The sequence below is a fragment of the Paraburkholderia sp. RL18-085-BIA-A genome, assembly GCF_046027075.1.
Lineage (GTDB): Bacteria > Pseudomonadota > Gammaproteobacteria > Burkholderiales > Burkholderiaceae > Paraburkholderia.
On record NZ_JARESU010000012.1, the window covers coordinates 1 to 20,148 of the forward strand.

Annotated in this window: 21 protein-coding genes and 1 pseudogene; 8 read left to right on the forward strand and 14 right to left on the reverse strand. The window is 63.4% G+C overall.

The genetic code is table 11. The annotated features are described in order from the left end of the window. Together P0D89_RS10980 and P0D89_RS10985 are read right to left on the reverse strand one after the other, a co-directional pair. Window positions 1–744: DUF8840 domain-containing protein (locus tag P0D89_RS10980; RefSeq protein ID WP_408376520.1), on the reverse strand; the 744-nt coding region annotated here is incomplete at its 3' end. A gap of 62 nt (window positions 745–806) precedes the next feature. Further along, entirely contained in the window at window positions 807–1,295 is a 489-nt protein-coding gene (locus P0D89_RS10985) for a DnaJ domain-containing protein (protein WP_408376612.1), read from the reverse strand. Between the two features lie 447 nt (window positions 1,296–1,742). Here P0D89_RS10985 and P0D89_RS10990 point away from each other — a divergent pair, with 447 nt between their 5' ends. Continuing rightward, window positions 1,743–2,009 (forward strand): hypothetical protein, encoded by a 267-nt coding sequence (locus P0D89_RS10990; RefSeq protein ID WP_408376521.1) that lies wholly within the window; start codon window positions 1,743–1,745, stop codon window positions 2,007–2,009. Between the two features lie 102 nt (window positions 2,010–2,111). Here the strand turns inward: P0D89_RS10990 and P0D89_RS10995 are convergent, their stop codons facing one another. The 4 genes and pseudogenes from P0D89_RS10995 to P0D89_RS11010 form a co-directional block, all read right to left on the reverse strand. Then, window positions 2,112–2,324 carry a hypothetical protein gene (locus P0D89_RS10995; protein WP_408355153.1) on the reverse strand — a complete coding sequence of 71 codons (213 nt, stop codon included), beginning with the start codon at window positions 2,322–2,324 and terminating at the stop codon, window positions 2,112–2,114. 424 nt (window positions 2,325–2,748) lie between these two features. After that, window positions 2,749–2,967, reverse strand: a pseudogene (locus P0D89_RS11000) (FMN-binding glutamate synthase family protein); the annotation flags it as partial. A 279-nt stretch (window positions 2,968–3,246) separates the two neighbouring features. Then, window positions 3,247–4,401: a tRNA 2-thiouridine(34) synthase MnmA gene (mnmA, locus tag P0D89_RS11005; protein ID WP_408355156.1), complete on the reverse strand. Its 1,155-nt coding sequence runs from the start codon at window positions 4,399–4,401 to the stop codon at window positions 3,247–3,249. A 78-nt stretch (window positions 4,402–4,479) separates the two neighbouring features. Further along, on the reverse strand, window positions 4,480–4,971 hold the full coding sequence (locus P0D89_RS11010; RefSeq protein WP_408355159.1) for an NUDIX hydrolase: 492 nt from the start codon (window positions 4,969–4,971) through the stop codon (window positions 4,480–4,482). Between the two features lie 215 nt (window positions 4,972–5,186). Here P0D89_RS11010 and P0D89_RS11015 point away from each other — a divergent pair, with 215 nt between their 5' ends. The 3 genes from P0D89_RS11015 (at window position 5,187) to P0D89_RS11025 (ending at window position 8,190) form a co-directional block, all read left to right on the forward strand. Then, complete coding sequence (locus P0D89_RS11015) at window positions 5,187–6,329, forward strand: Re/Si-specific NAD(P)(+) transhydrogenase subunit alpha (RefSeq protein WP_408355162.1); 1,143 nt, start codon at window positions 5,187–5,189, stop codon at window positions 6,327–6,329. Window positions 6,330–6,409: 80 nt separating this feature from the next. Next, complete coding sequence (locus tag P0D89_RS11020; protein ID WP_149672885.1) at window positions 6,410–6,736, forward strand: NAD(P) transhydrogenase subunit alpha part 2; 327 nt, start codon at window positions 6,410–6,412, stop codon at window positions 6,734–6,736. Beyond that, on the forward strand, window positions 6,736–8,190 hold the full coding sequence (locus P0D89_RS11025; RefSeq protein ID WP_408229993.1) for an NAD(P)(+) transhydrogenase (Re/Si-specific) subunit beta: 1,455 nt from the start codon (window positions 6,736–6,738) through the stop codon (window positions 8,188–8,190). The genes P0D89_RS11020 and P0D89_RS11025 overlap by 1 nt, the downstream gene beginning before the upstream one ends. Window positions 8,191–8,242: 52 nt before the next feature. On the opposite strand, the gene P0D89_RS11030 is transcribed toward P0D89_RS11025, so the two are convergent. From P0D89_RS11030 to P0D89_RS11045, 4 genes are all read right to left on the reverse strand, one after another. Next, complete coding sequence (locus tag P0D89_RS11030; protein WP_408376522.1) at window positions 8,243–8,992, reverse strand: helix-turn-helix transcriptional regulator; 750 nt, start codon at window positions 8,990–8,992, stop codon at window positions 8,243–8,245. Window positions 8,993–9,108: 116 nt separating this feature from the next. After that, the gene (locus tag P0D89_RS11035; RefSeq protein ID WP_408376523.1) at window positions 9,109–9,492 is read right to left on the reverse strand and encodes a VOC family protein; all 384 of its coding nucleotides are present in this window, start codon (window positions 9,490–9,492) and stop codon (window positions 9,109–9,111) included. Window positions 9,493–9,707: 215 nt separating this feature from the next. Further along, the gene (locus tag P0D89_RS11040; protein ID WP_408376525.1) at window positions 9,708–11,003 is read right to left on the reverse strand and encodes a THUMP domain-containing class I SAM-dependent RNA methyltransferase; all 1,296 of its coding nucleotides are present in this window, start codon (window positions 11,001–11,003) and stop codon (window positions 9,708–9,710) included. A 129-nt stretch (window positions 11,004–11,132) separates the two neighbouring features. After that, window positions 11,133–13,289: a site-specific recombinase gene (locus P0D89_RS11045; RefSeq protein ID WP_408376526.1), complete on the reverse strand. Its 2,157-nt coding sequence runs from the start codon at window positions 13,287–13,289 to the stop codon at window positions 11,133–11,135. Window positions 13,290–13,438: 149 nt separating this feature from the next. On the opposite strand from P0D89_RS11045, the gene P0D89_RS11050 reads away from it, so the two are divergent. Next, entirely contained in the window at window positions 13,439–13,672 is a 234-nt protein-coding gene (locus P0D89_RS11050; RefSeq protein WP_408376527.1) for a hypothetical protein, read from the forward strand. Window positions 13,673–13,883: 211 nt separating this feature from the next. Here the strand turns inward: P0D89_RS11050 and P0D89_RS11055 are convergent, their stop codons facing one another. The 4 genes from P0D89_RS11055 to P0D89_RS11070 are packed head-to-tail and all read right to left on the reverse strand — an operon-like array spanning window position 13,884 to window position 17,664. Next, a complete protein-coding gene (locus tag P0D89_RS11055; RefSeq protein WP_408376528.1) occupies window positions 13,884–14,612 on the reverse strand; it encodes a PqiC family protein in 729 nt (242 codons plus the stop codon). Beyond that, window positions 14,609–16,270 carry a PqiB family protein gene (locus tag P0D89_RS11060; protein WP_408355182.1) on the reverse strand — a complete coding sequence of 554 codons (1,662 nt, stop codon included), beginning with the start codon at window positions 16,268–16,270 and terminating at the stop codon, window positions 14,609–14,611. Before P0D89_RS11060 ends, P0D89_RS11055 begins: the two co-directional genes overlap by 4 nt. After that, window positions 16,263–16,913 (reverse strand): paraquat-inducible protein A, encoded by a 651-nt coding sequence (locus P0D89_RS11065; RefSeq protein WP_408376529.1) that lies wholly within the window; start codon window positions 16,911–16,913, stop codon window positions 16,263–16,265. The genes P0D89_RS11060 and P0D89_RS11065 overlap by 8 nt, the downstream gene beginning before the upstream one ends. Window positions 16,914–16,920: 7 nt before the next feature. Continuing rightward, window positions 16,921–17,664 carry a paraquat-inducible protein A gene (locus P0D89_RS11070; protein ID WP_408376530.1) on the reverse strand — a complete coding sequence of 248 codons (744 nt, stop codon included), beginning with the start codon at window positions 17,662–17,664 and terminating at the stop codon, window positions 16,921–16,923. Window positions 17,665–18,091: 427 nt separating this feature from the next. Between P0D89_RS11070 and P0D89_RS11075 the strand changes: the two genes are divergently transcribed. The 3 genes from P0D89_RS11075 to P0D89_RS11085 all read left to right on the forward strand — a co-directional run bounded on the left by P0D89_RS11075 (window position 18,092) and on the right by P0D89_RS11085 (window position 19,876). Then, a complete protein-coding gene (locus P0D89_RS11075; RefSeq protein ID WP_408376531.1) occupies window positions 18,092–18,652 on the forward strand; it encodes a cytochrome b in 561 nt (186 codons plus the stop codon). 8 nt (window positions 18,653–18,660) lie between these two features. Then, a complete protein-coding gene (locus tag P0D89_RS11080; protein WP_408376532.1) occupies window positions 18,661–19,224 on the forward strand; it encodes a YceI family protein in 564 nt (187 codons plus the stop codon). Window positions 19,225–19,309: 85 nt separating this feature from the next. After that, window positions 19,310–19,876 carry a YceI family protein gene (locus tag P0D89_RS11085; protein ID WP_408376613.1) on the forward strand — a complete coding sequence of 189 codons (567 nt, stop codon included), beginning with the start codon at window positions 19,310–19,312 and terminating at the stop codon, window positions 19,874–19,876. Window positions 19,877–20,148: the final 272 nt, after the last annotated feature.

A 20,148-nucleotide genomic window follows, 5' to 3' on the forward strand; every position in this document is an offset into this window, starting at 1 on the left:
AGTAAACCTCACATGGACTCCATGGCCGCGGTATAGGCGTACGAAATTGCCGTTGGACTTAGCCTCAGGGTCGAACGGGTCATCAGTACTGGCAAAGGCCACCGCTGCATAGCTCCCCTTCTTCGCCACTTTCTCCAACTGAGAGCGGACTTGTTGAAGAATAGTGGGTTTGACAGGGTCAGACGGATAACGGGAAGCACTCACCATGACCCACTCGGGGCCATCCTTGCCGATAAACCAAATAGAGGGATTGACGTCTGGATTCCCATTCCATGACATCAATTGGAAACCTTCTTTTTTAAGGTGCTGCCGAACGACCTGAACAGCAAAGTCTCGCAACTCCCAATCCGTCATTTCGATGAGTTCTTCGCTCACGAGTTGTGCCGGATTTAGGACTTTACCAGTTCTGGCATCAAACAGACCCCAACCAGAGTGCACTGGGGCCCATCCGCCGAGCGTCTTCTTCATCGACATGATGCACGCATGTCCCTTGCAACCAGTTGCAATGCTAAACAATCCATTGAGGCTACCTGGTGACGGGACTCGGCCATCTGCATCTTCAATTCGAATAAAATAAAGCTGGTTGCCTAACCTGAACGAAAGATGCTCCAGGAATGGAGGTCTGAGGTCGGCTTTTAGCCAGTCGTTCAATCCTCCTCGAGCTTGAACTTCGAGGTGCTGGCCAGCAGCTTGCCAGCACTTTACGAATTCCGCGGTCGTTTCTTGCATCTCGACATGGTGCATCTTCTTTCCCCGTTGAAGACGAGTTGGTTGGCGAATGCGAATTTTTTGACACAGGGGATTGCTTAGTCGTCGAATTTCCAGGAGTCGTTTAAGAAATCCTGTACGTGGCCTGATGCTATGCGCATCGCCTGTTCGATAACGAACTGCGCAATACTAGGGGCACATTTTTCGGCAACGAGGATTGAAGGATGAATTCCTTGTCTCGCCGCTATCTTGCTAGGTCGACAGCAGCATCGGTCAATCTTCATAGAAGAAGGATGAATGCGTTTTCCCTCTAGGTATTGTAGAAGATGTTGAAGCTCCAGCTCCGGCTTCTGCACATTCTCTGTTGGGGCGAGCACGGTTCGCTGTATCGCATAAAGATTTACATGCGAGCTTGGCCTGTTTGAAGCGTTTTCCGCATACTCGGTGTTTCCAAGGCTACGGTCGGGATGCCATCGCACTGCCGCTCTCCGATAAGCGGCTCTCAATTCTTCTGGCGACGCTGACTCAGAAACCCACGATGCCTCGTATAAGCTCCCATCACTGTCCCGATTTTTTCCGATTCTTATCCTAAATTTAGCACCGTTCGAATTCGGTGCAGTGAATCACTGACGTAGATTCACCAAGAGATGCCCTCGACAGGTGACTGGCCCCGTCCCACAACCATTCTAGATGAAATAGAGGGAGCTCCGATTGATTTAGAACAATCGGAGCCTCATAGGCTTTCATGACGGTCCCCTTAAATAATGCGTTGCAACAGGCCCGCTGGCGTCAAACGAATACCCGCGCAAGCGCCTCATCAACGGTGGCGCCGCCGGTACCTGACGACCTTTCCCGCGACATCCCCAAATCGCCGGCCCGTAGGTACATTGACTGGAGCAACCAATGAATTGTGGGAAAAGCGAATTGCAGAAAGCGCTCCACGCACGTAACGAGCGTTTTGTCAGTTCACTCGGCTCGAGTGATAGCTTTACTTCTCCAATGGTGCACGCACACAGTTTAGGATTTATGCGCTGGTGTCAACGCTGAAATGTTCACAGCCGCTGGCGGACCGTGCTGCTGTAGCGCAGATATCGGGAGCGCTGGCAGCGCAGCGCTTAACAATAGCTATACTCGACAAAATCCCGGCACAAATCGAAAAGGCACGGGCGGACGCACTCATCGCGAAGCAGTCGACAGGCGTCATCGAGAAGATTCGTGACCTGATGTCAAAGCACGGCCTGACGACTGCCGACATCGATGACCAGGTCGTCGGTAAGAAGAGCGGACGAAAGCTCTGCTAAGTGAGGTAACCGACTTACGTTTCCAAAACGGCGCTCGGCAAGCAAATGCAAGGAACAAAACGGTAATCCGCTGTTGCCGTGCACCGTTGCCCGCACTTGTGGCTAGCTGCGGAGTTCGAGCTTGTAGAAGAAGTTTTCGATGGCATAGCGCGACTTGTTGAACGAGGCCAAGTCCGTCACCCGGTTTTTTACGTAGACATAGTGGCGACAGTTTTTGTCCTTGCTCACGCGGTCGATACCCTGCATTGCAGACGAGAATTCTTCTCGGGACAATGATGTCCCTCCGCTAAAGCGCGCCATTCCCGGCAGGTTCATGGCGTCAGCTTGTCGCTTTTCGGGCCACGCCGGCGTGACGCGGAGACCGGCCGGCAATATTTCGACAGTGAAAAGAAACTCGACTTTGCCGGTTTGCTCATCTGCCCAGCAAGGCGGGTAGTCGCGGCCGCCGCGCGCCTCAAGACGCGCTTTTCAGGAAGGCGAGCTGGCCCCGAAGGTCAGCGTTTTCCTTCGAAACACCCACGAGCCCACCAGATGTGCTTGCGACGTTTTTGACTTCGTTACGAGCGGCCACGAGTTCTTGCGCGAGCGATTTCTCATCGCCTGCGAAGTAAGGCTCGTGTAACTGGGCGCGCAGTTGTTTTGTCACCTGTTCCTTGAGAGTCAGACCCGCCAATGCTTCTGCGGCGACATCACGCCGTTCAGGTTTCGCTGTCGGGGCGGTGGGCTGTATTCCAGTTGGGGGGCGATTGAACTCGAACAGGAAGCGCAAGTGTCCCCACAGTGGATAGTTGCGCAGAATCGCGTGGCGCTGCTGCGTCAGATCGAACAGGCCGAGCGCGACGAGCGCGAGCGGCACGATGAGCCAGAACCACGCGAGGTGATGCGTGACGGCGAGCGCCGCGCAGACGGCGAGCAGCACGGCTGCGCACCACATGGCGAGATAACGTCGAGAAAACATGGGGACTCCAGTGCAGTGAAGGTCGTCGCGGAGGGATCGCCGGCGCCGTCTGCGCAGACGGAATCCACCGCGAGGGAAAACTGACGGCTGCCTGTTATGGTGATCAGCGTGAAGCTCGCGTCGGCTGTGTGAGCCGGCAGCGTGGCTGCGGTGTGACGGCCGCAACGTTCGGGCGCGACCTGAAGATGACGCATGAAGACGCAGCGCACGGCGCAAGCGTGAAAGTGAAGCAGGCGCGACGGGGAGTGTGGCTGCGTGCACGGCGCCCGCGCCTGTCGCTTAGCGCGCGCTCAGCAGCGCCGCCTTTTGCGGTTGGCGTGCGGCCGGTTGCCCGGTCACCGCATGTTCGATGATGCCACCGCCGAGACACACGTCGCCATCGTAGAGCACCGCTGATTGCCCTGGCGTGACAGCCCATTGCGCGGTGTCGAAAGTCAGTTCGAAGAGGCCTTCGCCCGCCGCACCGTTGCCCGCCGCACTAAACGTGCATGCGGCATCCGCTTGCCGGTATCGCGTTTTCGCGCCGCACGCGAAGCCTTCCGCCGGCGGCTCGCCCGCGACCCAGCTCGTATTGCCCGCGCTCAGCGTATGGCTGAGCAGCCACGGATGATCATGGCCCTGCGCGACACACAGCGTGTTCGACGGAATATCCTTGCCGGCAACGAACCACGGTTCGCCGCTGCCGTCCTTGCTGCCACCGAGGCCGATGCCCTTGCGCTGGCCGAACGTGTAGAACGCGAGGCCGATGTGTTCGCCGATCACCTTGCCGTCGGTGGTCTTCATCGGGCCGGGTTTGGTCGGTAGATAGCGGTTCAGAAAATCGCGGAACGGCCGCTCGCCGATGAAGCAGATACCGGTCGAATCTTTCTTCTTCGCGTTCGGCAGCGCGATCTGCTCAGCGATTTCGCGCACCTTCGTTTTGGGAATCTCGCCCAGCGGAAACAGCGTCTTCGACAGTTGCGCCTGGTTCAGCCGATGCAGGAAGTAAGACTGGTCCTTCGTATGGTCGAACGCCTTCAGCAATTCGAAGCGGCCGTTGTTTTCGCGCACCCGCGCATAGTGGCCGGTCGCGATGGTTTCCGCGCCGAGCGACATCGCGTGGTCGAGGAAAGCCTTGAACTTGATTTCGGCGTTGCACAGCACGTCCGGGTTCGGCGTGCGGCCGGCCGAGTATTCGCGCAGGAATTCGGCGAACACGCGGTCCTTGTATTCCGACGCGAAGTTGACCGCCTCGACGTCGATGCCGATCAGGTCCGCTACCGACACCACGTCGATCCAGTCCTGGCGCGTCGAGCAGTACTCGCTGTCGTCGTCGTCTTCCCAGTTCTTCATGAACAGGCCGACCACGTCGTAGCCCTGTTCCTTCAGCAGCCACGCGGTGACCGACGAATCGACGCCGCCCGACATGCCTACTACGACTTTCTGCTTGCTCATAAGGTGCTCACTGGGTGCTGCATCACTGCATGGATCATTGAATCGTGAAATAGCCGCTCGTGACGGCTACCGCGATATTTACCGTTTGGGCCCGACCGAATGCGTATGCACGAAGTCGAGCGGGAAACGCCGGCCCGCGAGGTAATCGTCGACACATTGCATGACGAGTGGCGTGCGGTGCCGTTCGGGGCAGGCGCGCAATTCGTCGGCGCTCATCCACAGCGTGCGGACGATATCGGGGTCGAGCGCGCGGGCCGCGTCGGGCGCGCCGCTCGTGCCGCAATAGGTGAAGCGCAGGTAGGTGACACCCGCAGTCACGCCCTCATCGCCGGGCCGCTCGAAGTGGGTCATGTACATGCCGACCAGCGCTTCGGGCGCGAACGGATGGGCGGTTTCTTCGAGCGTTTCGCGGATCACCGCTTGCAGAAGCGTTTCGCCCGCCTCCAGGTGGCCGGCGGGCTGATTCAGGCGCAAGCCGTTGGCGGTATGTTCCTCGACCACGAGAAAGCGCCCGTCACGCTCGACGATCGCCGCGACGGTGACGTGCGGCAGCCAGGTTTCCGGTTTCATGGCTGCGCATTTTACCGGTTATGGGCCTGGGCTGCCGGGGAAGGGCCCGCTGCGGGCCCATCGCGGCCCGCACGGGTACCCCCGGATTGTCCCCGATTATTGCGCCCCCCCTGGTTTCGGTTAAAGTGAGGCGTTAGCCGTTGCAGTTGCAGTTGCAAGCCGGCGGGCCTCGTCGGCCAATCTGTCGTCAAACAGGAAGTCGAGGAGGAAAAACGATGCACATCGGAGTGCCAGCCGAGACGCGCGCGCACGAAACCCGCGTTGCCGCCACGCCCGAAACGGTCAAGAAGTACGTGACCCAGGGCCACCGGGTCACGATCCAGAGCGGTGCCGGCGCCGGCGCGAGCTTTCCTGACGAGGCCTTTACGGGCGCCGGCGCGGAGATCGTCGACGCGGCCACCGCCTTTGGCGCCGATCTGGTCCTCAAAGTCCAGTCCCCCACCGACGCCGAGCTGCCGCTTCTGAAGCGCGGCACGACGCTGGTCGGCATGCTCGATCCGTTCAACGCCGACAACGCGCAGAAGCTGGCCGAGGCCGGCGTCACCGCGTTCGCGCTCGAAGCCGCGCCGCGCACCACGCGCGCGCAGAGCCTCGACGTGCTGTCGTCGCAGGCGAACATCGCCGGCTACAAGGCGGTGCTGCTCGCGGCGACCCTCTATCCGCGCTTCATGCCGATGCTGATGACCGCGGCCGGTACCGTGAAAGCTGCCCGAGTACTGATTCTCGGTGCGGGCGTGGCCGGCCTGCAGGCAATCGCGACCGCCAAGCGCCTGGGCGCGGTGATCGAGGCGTCGGACGTGCGCCCGGCCGTGAAAGAGCAGATCGAATCGCTCGGCGCGAAGTTTCTCGACGTGCCCTACGAAACCGATGAGGAGCGCGAAGCCGCGCAAGGCGTCGGCGGCTATGCGCGGCCGATGCCGCCGTCGTGGCTCACGCGCCAGTCGGCGCTGGTCCATGAGCGCGCGAAACAGGCGGACGTGGTGATCTCCACCGCGCTGATTCCTGGCAGGCCTGCGCCGACGCTGATCTCGGTCGAAACCGTGCAGGCGATGAAACCGGGCTCGGTGCTGGTGGACCTCGCGGCGGGCCGCGGCCCGGAGTACGAAGGCCAGCGCGGCGGCAACTGTCCGCTGACCGAAGCGGACAAGGTGGTCGTCAAGCATGGCGTGCAGATCGTCGGCTATACGAACCTGGCTTCAATGGTGCCAGCTGACGCGTCGTCGCTCTACGCGCGCAACCTGCTCGACTTCCTCAAGCTGATCATCACGAAGGAAGGCGCGTTGAACATCGATCTCGCGGACGACATCGTCGCGGCCACGCTGCTGGCCCGTGACGGCGCAGTCACGCGCAAGACCTGAGCAATTAATTGCATGGGACCAGAGTAAGCGCTGAAGCGCTTACTCTGGCCGACATCGAATCAATACATAGGAGAGCGGCGATGGAAGTCATCAACCACACCGTCATCAACCTGATCATCTTCGTGCTGGCGATCTACGTCGGCTACCACGTCGTCTGGAACGTCACGCCCGCCTTGCACACGCCGCTGATGGCCGTGACCAACGCGATTTCGGCGATCGTGATCGTCGGCGCGATGCTCGCGGCCGGGCTCACGCTCGGCGGCCCCGGCAAGTTCTTCGGCACATTGGCCGTCGCGCTCGCGGCGGTTAACGTGTTCGGCGGCTTTCTCGTCACCAGACGAATGCTGGAGATGTTCCGCAAGAAAGAACCGAAGAAGCTCCCCGCAGCTGCCAAGGAGAACGCGTAATGAGTCTGAACGTCGTCACGCTGCTTTATCTGGTCGCGTCGGTCTGTTTCATTCAGGCGCTCAAGGGGCTCTCGAATCCGAAGACGGCGCGCGTCGGCAATACCTTCGGCATGGTCGGGATGGCGATTGCGATCCTCACGACCATCGCGCTGATCGCCAAACAGGCTTCGGCGCTGGGCTCGAACCTCGGTCTGGGACTCGGCCTGCTGCTGGTTGCGCTGGTGATCGGCGGGGCGGTCGGCGCGTTCGTTGCCGCGCGCGTCGAGATGACCAAGATGCCCGAACTGGTCGCGGCGATGCACTCGCTGATCGGTCTCGCCGCAGTCTGCATCGCGTATGCGGTGGTGTCGGAGCCGGCCGCGTTCGGCCTCGTCGATCCCGAATATCCGATTCCGGGCTTTTTGCCTTTCGGCAATCGCATCGAGCTGTTCATCGGCACGTTCGTCGGCGCAATCACGTTCTCGGGTTCGGTGATCGCGTTCGGCAAGCTCTCGGGCAAGTACAAGTTCCGCCTCTTCCAGGGCGCGCCGGTGGTGTACGGCGGCCAGCATCTGATCAACCTGATGCTGGCGATCGCGATGCTCGGCTTCGGCATCATCTTCTTTCTCACGCAGGCGTGGCTGCCGTTCATCATCATGACGATCATCGCGTTCGTGCTCGGCGTGCTGATCATCATCCCGATCGGTGGCGCCGACATGCCGGTGGTGGTGTCGATGCTGAACTCGTACTCGGGCTGGGCGGCGGCGGGCATCGGCTTCTCGCTGAACAATCCGATGCTGATCATCGCGGGCTCGCTGGTGGGTTCTTCGGGTGCGATCCTGTCGTACATCATGTGCCGCGCGATGAACCGTTCGTTCTTCAACGTGATTCTCGGCGGCTTCGGCAACGAGCCGGGCGCGGCGGCCGCAGGCGGCTCGGCGGAGCAGCGTCCGGTGAAATCCGGTTCGGCGGATGACGCGTCGTTCATGCTCGGCAATGCGGAAACCGTGGTGATCGTGCCGGGTTACGGGCTGGCCGTGGCGCGCGCGCAGCATGCGTTGAAGGAGCTGACCGACAAGCTGGTCGAGAAGGGCATCGAGGTGAAGTATGCGATTCACCCGGTGGCCGGACGGATGCCGGGGCACATGAACGTGCTGCTCGCCGAAGCCGAAGTGCCGTACGACATGGTGTTCGAAATGGACGACATCAACGGCGAGTTCGGCCAGGTCGACGTGGTGCTGGTGCTCGGCGCGAACGACGTGGTGAATCCAGCTGCGAAGAACGATCCGAAGTCGCCGATCGCCGGGATGCCGATCATCGAGGCGTATAAGGCGAGGACGGTGATCGTCAACAAGCGTTCGATGGCGGCGGGCTATGCCGGGCTCGACAACGACCTGTTCTACATGGACAAGACGATGATGGTGTTCGGCGACGCGAAGAAGGTGATCGAGGATATGGTGAAGGCGGTGGAGTGATCGCGCGAGGATCGCGGGTCGCGCGACGGCGCGGCCGCGATTTTCGCTTTCTTCATCCGCTGCGCTTCGGCTTCGGGTTCACATGCCGCAGCAGGTCCGCGAGCCGCCGGCCTTCCTGATCGGGATACGGTTCGAGCACCTGAAGATTCTCGATTTTCTCCAGCCCGAAATTGCGGAAGTCGCCGCGCAACTCGCACCACGCGCCAAGCGTCCAGCGCGCGCCCCAATAGGCTAGCGCGAGCGGCCAGACTCGGCGCTCGCTCGCCGCGCCGTTGGCGTCGGTGTAGGCGAAGTGCACCACGTGCCGCGTGTCGATCGCGCGATGCAGCGCATCCAGTTGCGCCGAAAAATTCCCTTTGATATGAAACGACGGCGCGAAGATCGCCAGCTTTTCGAGCGTCGCGCGCTTGTCGGCGGGCATCGCCGAGGCGATTTTCGCGAGCGCGCCACGTGCGCCGCTCGCGAAGCCCGCGCCGCCCCACGATTCGAGCATGCGCGCGCCCGCGGCGAGCGCGGCCAGTTCGTCGGCGGTGAAAGTGAGCGGCGGCAGGCTCGCGGTGCGGCTCAGCCGGTAGCCGATCCCGGCCTCGCCTTCGATTGGGACCCCTGACAATTGCAGATCGCGCACGTCGCGATAGACGGTGCGCAGTGAAATGTTCAGCCAGTCGGCGAGTTGTTGCGCGGTGGTCAGACGCCGTCCGCGCAGCAGTTCGGCGATCTGGAACAGGCGGTCGGCGCGGCGCGTCATCGTGGGCGTCTTGTAGAAGAGGACGGGAACGGTCCCGCGATGATAGCGCCGCATGCCGCGCTCCGCTCGAGGTTCGCCGTGGCGCGCGCTGCCGTGCCGCGCGCCGCGTTGCGAAGTGTTACGTAGAAGTGTTGCTTTGATGTTGCGCGGGTGTTGTGTTGGGTCGGGCCTCAGCCGTTCGTGCGCGAATGTAGGCCGAGGCGATTGCCTTCCGTATCGGTGAAGAACGCGATGTAGCCGATGTCCTCCGGCAGCTTGATGACGGGGCCATCGACCTTGCCGCCGGCTTGCTCGACGCGGGCGAGAGTGGCATCGACGGTCGGCTGCGCGGTCAGATAGACGAGCACGCCGTCGCCGGTCGGCGTCATCGACGGGCTGTGGACGATCGCGCCGCCAGTGGCCGGTTCTTCGTAGCCGAATATGGCAATCTGCTGGCCGCCGATTTCCTGGCGATTGAGTTTGACGTCGAGCGCGGCCTCATAAAAGCGGACGGCGCGATCGAAGTCGACGGACGGAATCTCGAACCATGCAACAACCTTGGATGACGTGGACATGACACTCTCCTGTGGATGCCGGGTAAGCCGTGTAAAGCGCCGGATGGCGTGAGAAGGAGTGTGCGGGGATGCTGCTGACAGCGTGGTGTCAGTAGGGTGTGGCAGTAGCGGGACAACAAACGGCCGGCGCGCGAGCCGCAACGGCGAAAAAAAACCGCGCAACCCAAAGGTTCGCGGTTTTCATTGCAGTGATACGGCGCGTATCAATCGCTCACTCAACCCGCCGGCGTATCGCTCTGCTGTGGCCGCTGACGTACGCTGCCCGCGATCAGATCGAAGCGGAACAGCCGGCATTCGAGCGCGCCGTTAAAGAGCGGTGTCTTGGTCGACTCGCGCAGCCGCAACTGCCCCGGCAGCTTGCGATCCGATGTCAGGATGAACGCATGCCAGCCGGTGAAGCGCTGCTTCAACGCATCGCCGAGCGACTGGAAAAATTCGCTGTCCGGCGTTTCTTCCTGCGCGCGGCGGAAACCATCGTCGTCGCGGCTGTCGCGATTGCCGCGGCCTTCGCGCAGCTCACCGCGCGCGTTGCGGCCGCGCACTTCGATCCGCTCGCCATACGGTGGATTCGCGACGAGGATGCCCGCAGCGGACGTCGGCGGCGTCATACCGCGCGCGTCGACCTGCTTGAGCGGGATCGACGGTAATCCGGCGCGCTGGAAGTTCGCGCGCGCCTTGTCGAGCATGTCGCCTGAAATGTCGCTGCCGAAAATTTGCAGATCGGCGCGCGAGTTGCGCGCGGCGTGCTTTGCGTCGAGCGCGGCCGCCTTCAGCGTCTGCCAGGTCTTGGCGTCGAATTGCTTGAGCTTCTCGAAGCCGAAGCGGCGTTCCGCGCCCGGCGCGATATTCAGCGCCACTTGCGCGGCTTCCGCGAGGAACGTGCCGCTACCGCACATCGGGTCGTACAGCGGCGTGCCGGCGCTCCAGCCGGTCAGGCGCAGAATGCCCGCCGCCAGATTCTCGCGCAGCGGCGCCGCGCCTTTGTCGAGGCGCCAGCCGCGCTTGAACAGCGGGTCGCCGGAGGTGTCGAGGTAGAGCGTGCAGTCGGTGGCGGTGAGAAACGCGAACACGCGCACATCGGGCATGGCGGTGTCGATGTTCGGCCGCGCGCCGCTGACTTCGCGCAGACGGTCGCAGATCGCGTCTTTCACACGCAGCGTCGTGAATTCGAGGCTGCGCAGCGGCGACTTGATCGCGGTGACATCCCCACGCAGCGTTTCGTTCGCCGAAAACCACTGCTCCCAACGCTGTTCGACCGCGAGCGCGTAAATGTCCTGCTCGCTCCGATATGGCCGATGCGCGATCTTCAGCAGCACGCGGCTCGCGAGGCGCGAATGCAGATTGGCGGCCATGCCGGCGGCCCAGCCTCCGCGAAAATGCACGCCGCCCGGCACTTGTGCGCCGGCCGTGAACGGCGCGCCGTTCAGGTGTTTGGCGGCAATTTCGGCGAGTTCGGCCGCGAGCGAGGCTTCAAGGCCGCGTGGGCAAGGGAGGAAGAAATCGAAGGACATTGAGGTTGCCGGAAGGCGTTGGATAAGGCGCTATTGTACGCGGTCGGTGTGGGCCGCCCTGCGCGATTGCATGGCGGCTCCGGCCGCGCGCGCTGACAGGCTCGCGCGGCGAGCCGCCGTTAGCTGCCGCTAGCTGGTTTCGCGCGACGTTTTCGCCGGCCACACCAGTTCGAGCGGATGGCGGCGCACGCGCTGCCAGATCGCGCCGCGCAGCGAGCGCACCGCGTTGCGCCGCAAGTCGCGTGACTTCACGGCCATGTAGAACGCGAGCGCGAAACTCACGGTGACATTGAGTATCGCCATGCTGCCGACCCCCGCCACCGCCCACCACAACTCCGGCCATTTCAGCGCGCTCTCGCCGAGCACGCCGAGCGCGATGCCGATCGAGCCGGCGCTGAGCGTCACGTGACGAACTTCGAACGAAAACGCCAGCGCGCTGACGATTGCCGGCACGAGGCCGAGCATCAGCCCGAGCGTCACATTGCCGACCACCCCGGCGACGTTCGAGCGGCACCAGTGCGCGAGCCGGTTGGCGGCCGCCGCGCCGAGCGTGAGGCGCAGGCGGCGGTTATAGGCGAGCGCGTCGGCCACGCGATGCAGCACGAACCAGTTGTCCGCCCAACCCGCCAGCAGGCTCGACGACCACAGCAGCACACCGGTCAACGCGGCGTAGAACGGCGTCGGTCCCAGCAGCGAGAACGAGACCAGCGTCGCGTGCGCCTTCTGCGGCGAAATGATGTCGGCGTGAAACAGCGTGCGCCACAGCAGCTGCACGCCGAGGCACACCGGCAACACCAGCAGAACGTTGCCGAGCACGGCGGCGGCCTGGGTGCGCATCAGCGCGGTCACCGAACTCACGAAACTGTCGACGCCCGCAGGCGTGCCGACGCCGTCGAGTTCGCGTGCGAGGGTCGGCGCGGTCATCGCCGGCTGCTTGGTGGCGAGCGAGAAGTGCAGGAAGTGCATCAGCAGGAAACTGGCCGCGTAGTTGATGCCGGCCAGCACGCCTTCGAGCATCGCTTGCAGATGCGCGCCCGTGATCGCGAACTTCACGCAGACCGTGACGACGGTGACGAGTCCGCCGCCGGCCGCCATGCGCAGCATCTTCAGATATTCGGCGCGATCGCGGGCGATGTAGTGCTCGCCGGTATCCGCGCTGTACTCGACGACCTTGCGCGCCAGCAGCGAGAAATTGCTGTGCATCAGATGCGCGACGCTCTGGCTGGCGTGATTCGCGCGCACGAGTTCAGCGGTCAGACGCGCGGCGGCGTGCGGATCGTCGTGCGACATCCAGGCGTTCAGCAGATTTTCGGCGCGCACGATGCGCATGCGCATCCGCTCGACCTGGAACACGATGTCGACGCTCACGCCGTTGCGGTAGAGGTGCGCGAACACGTTGTCGGTGGCGGCGCGGCAATCGTCGAGCAGGAGCCGCAGATAGTTGACTTCGCGCAGCAACTGATCTTGCGGCGCGCCAGTCTCGAACGCGTGATGCGCGGCTTCGACGGCCAGCATTGCGCGCGTGAGCCGGTAGAACGGCTGCTTTTCCATCGCGACGCGCACGTCGCTGGTGTCGTGGATGCCGCTGTCGCCGTCGTCGTCGGAACCGGCGCCGCCGAGGCGGCTGCGCACCGTTTGCGACAGGCCCGTCGAGCTGATCTGGCAAGTGAGGTTGTGCAGCGCGGCCAGCAGGTCGAGCGAGAACGGCGTGCTGTCGCGCGGCTGGTCTTCGTGAGCGGTGTAGTCGAACAGCGCGTGGATGCGGATCAGCAGATCGGTGGGCAGTGTGGCGATCCAGTCGGCGTCGCGCTCCGCGTTGAACATCAGCGTGACGATCGCGGTGAGGTCGCGCCGGTTCGGCGCGGGCGGGATGAACGACGCTTCGATGCGCTCGAACAGCGCGCCGAAGAAGCCTGAATGCACCGGCATGCCGGCGTCGCACAGCAGCGAGAGGCCGTCGCTTTCACGCAGCAGCGCGCGCAGGATGCCGGCGACGTCGGCCTTCCACGCGGGGTTGCGATCCAGCACGTGCAGCAGATAGCGGATTCGCTTATGCGCCGCAGGCGAGTGGGATGCAGCGGGTTCGGCGCCTGGGTCGCCAGGGCCGGGCGCGCCGGGCTGCACCGTGCGGCCACGGCGAATCCAGTGCGCGAGTTCGATCAGCCATTCGCTGCGCTCCGGATACGGGGCACTCTGGTCGGCAATGGCGAGCAACGCGTCGAGCTGATGGCCGCCGTCGCGTGATGCGCGCCATTTCTTGATGAATCGTTTGAGCGAGTCGAACATTTTTATCCTGCGTGACGTGTGCGACGTGTCAAAGAATCGCTTAGTTTTCCCTGGCTTTCCCTGATAACGCCAGTCTGAGTGTTGATTATGACTGGGGGCCGGTTTCGCGAAAGGGGTCGTCGTTTGAGAGGAAGAGGAAAGTGGTCAGTATGAGAGTCGGGAAGTTCGTCGATGGCAGGCGCGAAACATCGTTCAGCTTGCCGGTTGTCGTTCTGCGAATTGCCAACGCGGTTTTGCCTGGCGCGGCGCTTGAGCCGCTGGCGACACGTGGTTTGAATGTGCGCCAGGTTATGGAAGCGCAACGCAAAGGATCAAGCTATACGGCGAAGATGAACGTACGAGAGCGCGGCATGGGAAACGAGGTCGTGGTGTCGCTGGAATGATCGCGCGGGCCAGGCGGCGGGTTCGCGAGGCTGCGGGTTTGTCGCTTGCTCGTGTTATCGACGATGGGCGCGCGCGGACGATCGGATACGTTAGCGATACGCGATGCCGGACTCATCGACTCCCCCGTTTCGCGCGTCATTGCTCCTGCTGTTTGCTGCGTGGAGGCGGGCGCGTCGTCTGTCCGCCGCTACTCAACCCGCCTCAGTCCCTTCAGCCGCCAGCCGCCGCCGTCGTTGCAGGCGCAGAAGGACACGCCGGCACAACCGCGCTGGCGCCCTTGCCCGAACTGCCATCCGTCGTACTGCGGGGGGCCGCCGCCATCGCCTGCACCGCCGACGCAATCTGCGCGGAAATCTGCGCCAACGCCCGCCGATGCCCTTCGACCAGCGCGTCATACCCACCGCCGACCGGCTCGCTCACCACGCTGCGGCATGTCATCACCGCGTTGCTGCGCACGGCCCGCACGCTCCACACCGCATCCATCAGCGCATGCGAGCCGGGCCACGACTCGAAGCGCTGCACGTTCATGCTGACGCGATACACCGGCGTCGCATCCGGATGCGCGGTGCCGTACACGTCGATGGTACGGAGCTGCTGCGTCAGACTGGTCGACAGCGCGCGGCGGATTTCGTCGCCGGGCAGCGACGCCCAGCGTTCCTCTTCGAGCACCTTGACCTGGGTCGGACCCGTCTGCACGACCAGCTGATTCTTCGCCACTTGCGGCGGCACGTCGATCGGTGCGACCTCGATCAGCCAGGTCGGCGCCGCCGTGCTCGCGCTGACCGGCGCGGCGGACGCGGCCGCATCGGCGCCCAGCGTATAGAAGCGGCTCGGCGGCGACGCACACGCCGCGAGCACCACTGCCGCGGCCAGCGCGCCGGCGTACACGACGCCGCGCACGAGCGCGCGCGGCGGGCGGGGGAGCCGGGCAAACATCATGGTTTATCTCCTGATTTACCGCGCAACAGCGATTCGGGATGACGTTCCAGATAATCCGACAGCGCGTTCAACGACTGCAACGTGCGCGTCAGTTCCTGCAACGCCTGATGAACATCCGACTGCAACGGCGAGTCCTGCTGCAGCGTCGCCTCGGCCGAGCCGAAGGTCTGCTTCGCCGCCGCGAGCGTGTCGCGCGCCTGCGGCACGACTTCCTTGTCGAGACGCGTGAACAGCTGATCGGCGTTCTTCAGCGCGCTGTTCAGGTTGTCGCCGATCTGGTCGAACGGCACCTTGTCGAGCTTCCTCGCGATGTCGGCGACCTGCACCTGCAACTCGTCGAGCGTGTTCGGGATCGTCGGCAGTTCGAGCGGATCGCTCGAAACGTCGACGGTGGCCGGCGGCGCCTTCGGGAAGATATCCAGCGCGACGTACAACTGGCTCGTGATCAGATTGCCGGTGCGCAACTGGCCGCGCAGTCCATGCTTGACCAGTTGCTGCAACAGGGTCTGGCCGGCGAGGCTGCCCGGCTGCGGCGCGGTTTCGCGGAAGCGCTTGCCAAGGCGGTCCGGGTACAGGTTCATCGTCACCGGCATCGTGAAGCTGCGCGTCTTCGGGTCGTAGTCGATGCCGATATTGGTCACCTGGCCTAGCACGATGCCACGGAAATCAATCGGCGCGCCGATCGACAGCCCGCGCAGCGACTGATTGAAGTTCATCACCACGCGCAGCGGCACGCCGTCCGGGTCGCGCATCGCGTCCGCTTCATCCGACGCGAGGCGGAACGTCATGTTGTTCGGCGCCTGTGCGCCCACGCCCTGGCCGGGCGGCGACTGGAACGACAGGCCGCCCACGATCACCGTCGCGAGCGACTGCGTGTTCAGCTTGAAGCCGCTCGAATCGAGCCGCAGGTCGACGCCGCTCGCATGCCACCAGCGCGAGTTGGTGCCCACGTACTGGTCGAACGGCGCGGACACGAACACCTGCATGGTCACGCCGGTACCGTCCTTGTCGAGCGAGAAGCCGACCACCTGGCCGACCTGCACGCGCCGGTAGAAGATCGGCGAGCCGATGTCGATCGAGCCGAGCGAGTCGCCGTGCAGGACGAACTGATGGCCCTTCTGGTCGCCGGTGATGGGCGGCGGCGTTTCGAGACCGACGAAGTCCTTCTCGGTGTCCGTCGAGCGGCCGGCGTCCGCGCCGATGTACGCGCCGGAGAGCAGCGTGGTCAGACCCGACACGCCGCTCGCGCCGACGCGCGGCCGCACCACCCAGAAGCGCGAATCCTTGACCGCGAATTTTCCGCCTTCCTTGGTCAACTGCACCTGAACCAGCACGTGCGAAAGATCCTGCGACAGCGTGATGGTCTTCACCGAACCGACGTCGACATCCTTGTACTTGACCTTGGTCTTGCCTGGCTCAAGCCCTTCGGCGCTGATGAAGGTGATCGTGATGATCGGGCCTTTCTCGGTCACCGACTTGATCACGAGCGCGAGGCCGATCAGCGCGGCGATGATCGGAATCACCCAGACGAGCGAAGGCAGCCAGCGGCTGCGCGGCTCGATCTCGGGGTCGGGGAGTTGCGGCGGGAGTCTGGGTCCGTTCGAATCGTTGCGCGGCGCATCTTCGGAAGCGGGCGTCGGTCCTTGCGGGCTAGTCATGTTCAAGATCCTGAGGTTTTTGAGTGTTCCCGTCCACGGGGTCCCAGATGAGCCGTGGATCGAATTGCATCGACGCCATCATGGTCAGAATCACCACCGAGCCGAACGCGATCGCGCCCGGTCCGGCCGTGATCACGGCAAGCGATTTGAAACGCACCAGCGCAACTGTCAGCGTGACGACGAACACGTCGAGCATCGACCAGCGGCCGATCCGCTCGACCATCCGGTACAGCGTGATGCGCTGGTCGGGCCGCCAGCGCGAGCGGCGCTGCGCGGTGACGGTGAGCAGCACGAGCACGCTCAGTTTGAGCATCGGCACCATGATGCTGGCGATGAACACGATCACCGCCAGCGGCCAGTCGCCCGAGGTCCAGAAGTACACGACGCCGCTCATGATGGTGTCGTCTTCGGAGCCGAGCAGCGAGGAGGTGTGCATCACCGGCAGCAGGTTCGCGGGAATATACAGCAGCGCGGCGGCGATCAGCAGCGCCCACGTGCGCATCAGACTGTCGGGGTGGCGCGAGTGAAGCCGCGCGCCGCAGCGTCCGCAGTGCTGCGGCGTGATCGAACGGATGCGCGGCTCGACGCGGCCGCACGCATGGCAGGAGACGAGACCCGCGCGTTTCGCGGTGACGTATTTCATCGTCGGCTCATCCCTGACGCGACGCGGGCGGCACGCCCGGCGGCAACGCCGCTTGCACGTCGGCCGGCGTGGGCGGGCCGGCTTGCGAGCCGACGGCCGCCGCCGCGCTATCGGCGGACGTGCGCGGCAGCGGCCGCTGGTCGAGGCCGCTGAGTTCGTCGGCGAGGTCCCACAGCACGCGCGGATCGAACGTGACGACCACCGCGAACATCAGCGTCAGCGTGCCGAACGCGAACAGCGCGGCTTCGGGAATCACGCGCGCGAGGCTGACCATCTTCACGATCGTGATCAGCACGCCGAGCATGAACACTTCGATCATCCCCCACGGGCGCACGAACTGGATCGCGCGCATGACGCGGTTGAACGCAACCGGCACGTAGCCGGCGCGCAGCGGCACCAGCACGTAGAGCAGCGCGACCAGCTCGGTCAACGGGAACAGGATGGTCGAACAAAACACCATCACCGCGACGATCTGCATGTCTTCGTCCCAAAGTGCGACGAGCGCGCCGAACAGCGTGGTCTGCGACGTGATGCCGTTGGTTTCGAGTTCGACGATCGGAAAGCCCTGCGCGATCACGAAGGTGATCAGCGCCGCGAGCGTCATCGCGCAAATGTTGTCGAGCTTGCGCGACACGCCGCGATAGAGCGTCGCGCGGCAGCGCGGACAGCGCGCCGCTGTGCGCCCGACAAGCCGTGGCTTGCGGAACAGCGTATCGCATTCATGGCACGCGATCAGATTGTCATGTTCCATACGGCAGAAGGGCTAACGGAGTGAGAGGCGGCGGGCAACGTCGAATCTTGGGCCGGTCCGGCGATGTGGAGCAATAGTACCAAACGCGGCTTCGCGGCCGCGCCGGCCAGCGCAGGGGGGCGCGGAGCGCGGACCGCGAGCGCCGATCTGGACGGTCTCGGCATTCGGAAGTCTTACACGACTCCGCATGGCTCTGACAGTCTCCGTCCCTTATTGATCAACGGCGGCCGGGCAATGTCGCAAAATTCGGACCCGCCTTGCTCAACACCACTGCAGCCAGCTTTTTGCGCATGGGGTAGCATGGCGGCCTTGGCGTGTACCGCAGCGGACATGTCCTGGCCAGAAGGAGCGATGCCGGTCGCATCGAGGCCCGGGAATAGCAGGGCAAGCTGCGCCGTTAACCTCTCTTAGCTTGCGTTGATCTGTCATGGCACTCAATTCTTCGTTTGGCAGTCGGGAGTCGTACACGCGCACCGCGATCGCGTTTCACTGGCTGATCGCGCTTTTGATCGTGTGCGGCTTCGCGCTCGGCTGGGTGATGACCGATATCCCGGGCTTCACGCCCACCAAGCTGCGCTATTTCTCCTGGCACAAATGGATCGGCGTGACGGTGTTCGCGCTCGCGATCCTGCGCATTCTGTGGCGCGCGACTCACACGGCCCCAACGCTGCCGCGCCGCATGCCGGCCTGGCAGCGCGGCGCCGCGCATCTCGTGCATCTGCTGCTGTACGTGCTGATGATCGCGATTCCCGCTTCCGGCTACCTCTATAGTTCGGCGGCGAATGTGCCGGTGGTGTACCTCGGGCTGATCCCGCTGCCGCGTCTGATCGCGCCGGACCCGCACCTCAAGGAACTGCTGAAGAACCTGCATATCGTGCTGAATTACACGTTGCTCGTGCTGGTCGCGCTGCATGTGGCCGGTGCGCTCAAGCATCAATGGCTGGACCGCGACGGCCTGCTGTCGCGCATGCTCCCTTTCCTCAAATAAGGACAAACATGAAGGTCTCGTTTTATCGCTACATGCTCGCCGCGTTCGCCGCGGCCTCGCTGACCGCGGCCGGCAGCGCGCTCGCGCAGGTGGACGTCGCGAAGAGTTCGGTGACGGCCACTTCGAAGCAGATGAACGTGCCGGTGGAAGGCAAATTCGGCAAATTCACCGCCCAGGTCAAGTTCGATCCGGCCAAACCCGCCGATGGCAGCGCGCAACTCAGCATCGACGTGGCGAGTTACGATCTCGGCGACGAGAGCTACAACGATCAGGTGCGCGGCAAGGAATGGTTCGACGCGAAGACCTATCCGAGCGCCACCTTCGTGTCTAGCGCGATCGCGCCGGCCGGCGGCAATCAGTTCAAGGTGACCGGCAAGCTGACCATCAAAGGCAAATCGCAGACGGTGGTGGTGCCGGTCACGGTGAGCCAGCAGGGTGCGACACAGACCTTCGACGGCTCGTTGCCGATCAAGCGCTCGCAATTCGACATCGGCACCGGCGAATGGAAAGACACGTCTGTGGTCGCCGATGACGTCGTGATCAAGTTTCATATCGTCGCCGCGCACAAGTGACACGTGCGGCGCGCTTGATGTCCGCTGCGCCGCCTGGGCGCGGCCATATTTTCACCGGAACTAGGAGCATGAATTGAAAACATCCATGTTGATCGCGGTTGGCGCACTGGCTTCTTCCTTCTCGCTCGGCGCGTTTGCCGCCGACACCTATCAGCTCGACCCGACCCACACGTATCCGAGCTTCGAGGCGGATCACTTCGGCGGCCTGTCGACGTGGCGCGGCAAGTTCACGAAAAGCTCCGGCACGGTGACGCTCGACCGCGCGGCGAAGACCGGCACCGTGGACGTGACGGTCGATCCCGCTTCGGTCCAGACGGGCAACAGCAAGCTGGACGACCATCTGAAGACGGATGCGTTCTTCGACGTCGCCAAGTACCCGGCGGTGACCTACAAGGGCACTGACATCAAATTCGACGGCGATAAGCCGGTGGAAGTGATCGGCAACCTGACGCTGCGCGGCGTGACCAAGCCGCTGAATCTGAAGATCGAGTCGTTCAAGTGCATGCAGCATCCGGTGCTCAAGCGCGAAGTGTGCGGCGTCGAAGCGAGCGCGCAATTCAACCGCGCCGACTACGGGATGGATTTCGGCACCAAGTACGGCTTCAGCATGGAGACGAAGCTGCATATTCAGTCCGAGGGCATCAAGCAATAAGCGCTTTCAGTGCTTCTCGCGTCTTTGAGTATCGGTATCGAATAGCGTAAGGGCGTTGCGCCGCAACGCAACGCAACGCCAAAAAACCGCTTCGTTCGCTTTGCGACGAAGCGGTTTTTTCTTGTCTGCATGGCGCGCCGGACGCCTTATGCGGCACCGCATCCAATTTGCCGCTCGCGTCGAATTATTTTTCCAGTTAAATAGAGCGCTGGCATCGTACCGGCTATGCGCGTATCCGGTCCGGCAATATCGGGCGCACCAGGCCCGCATCG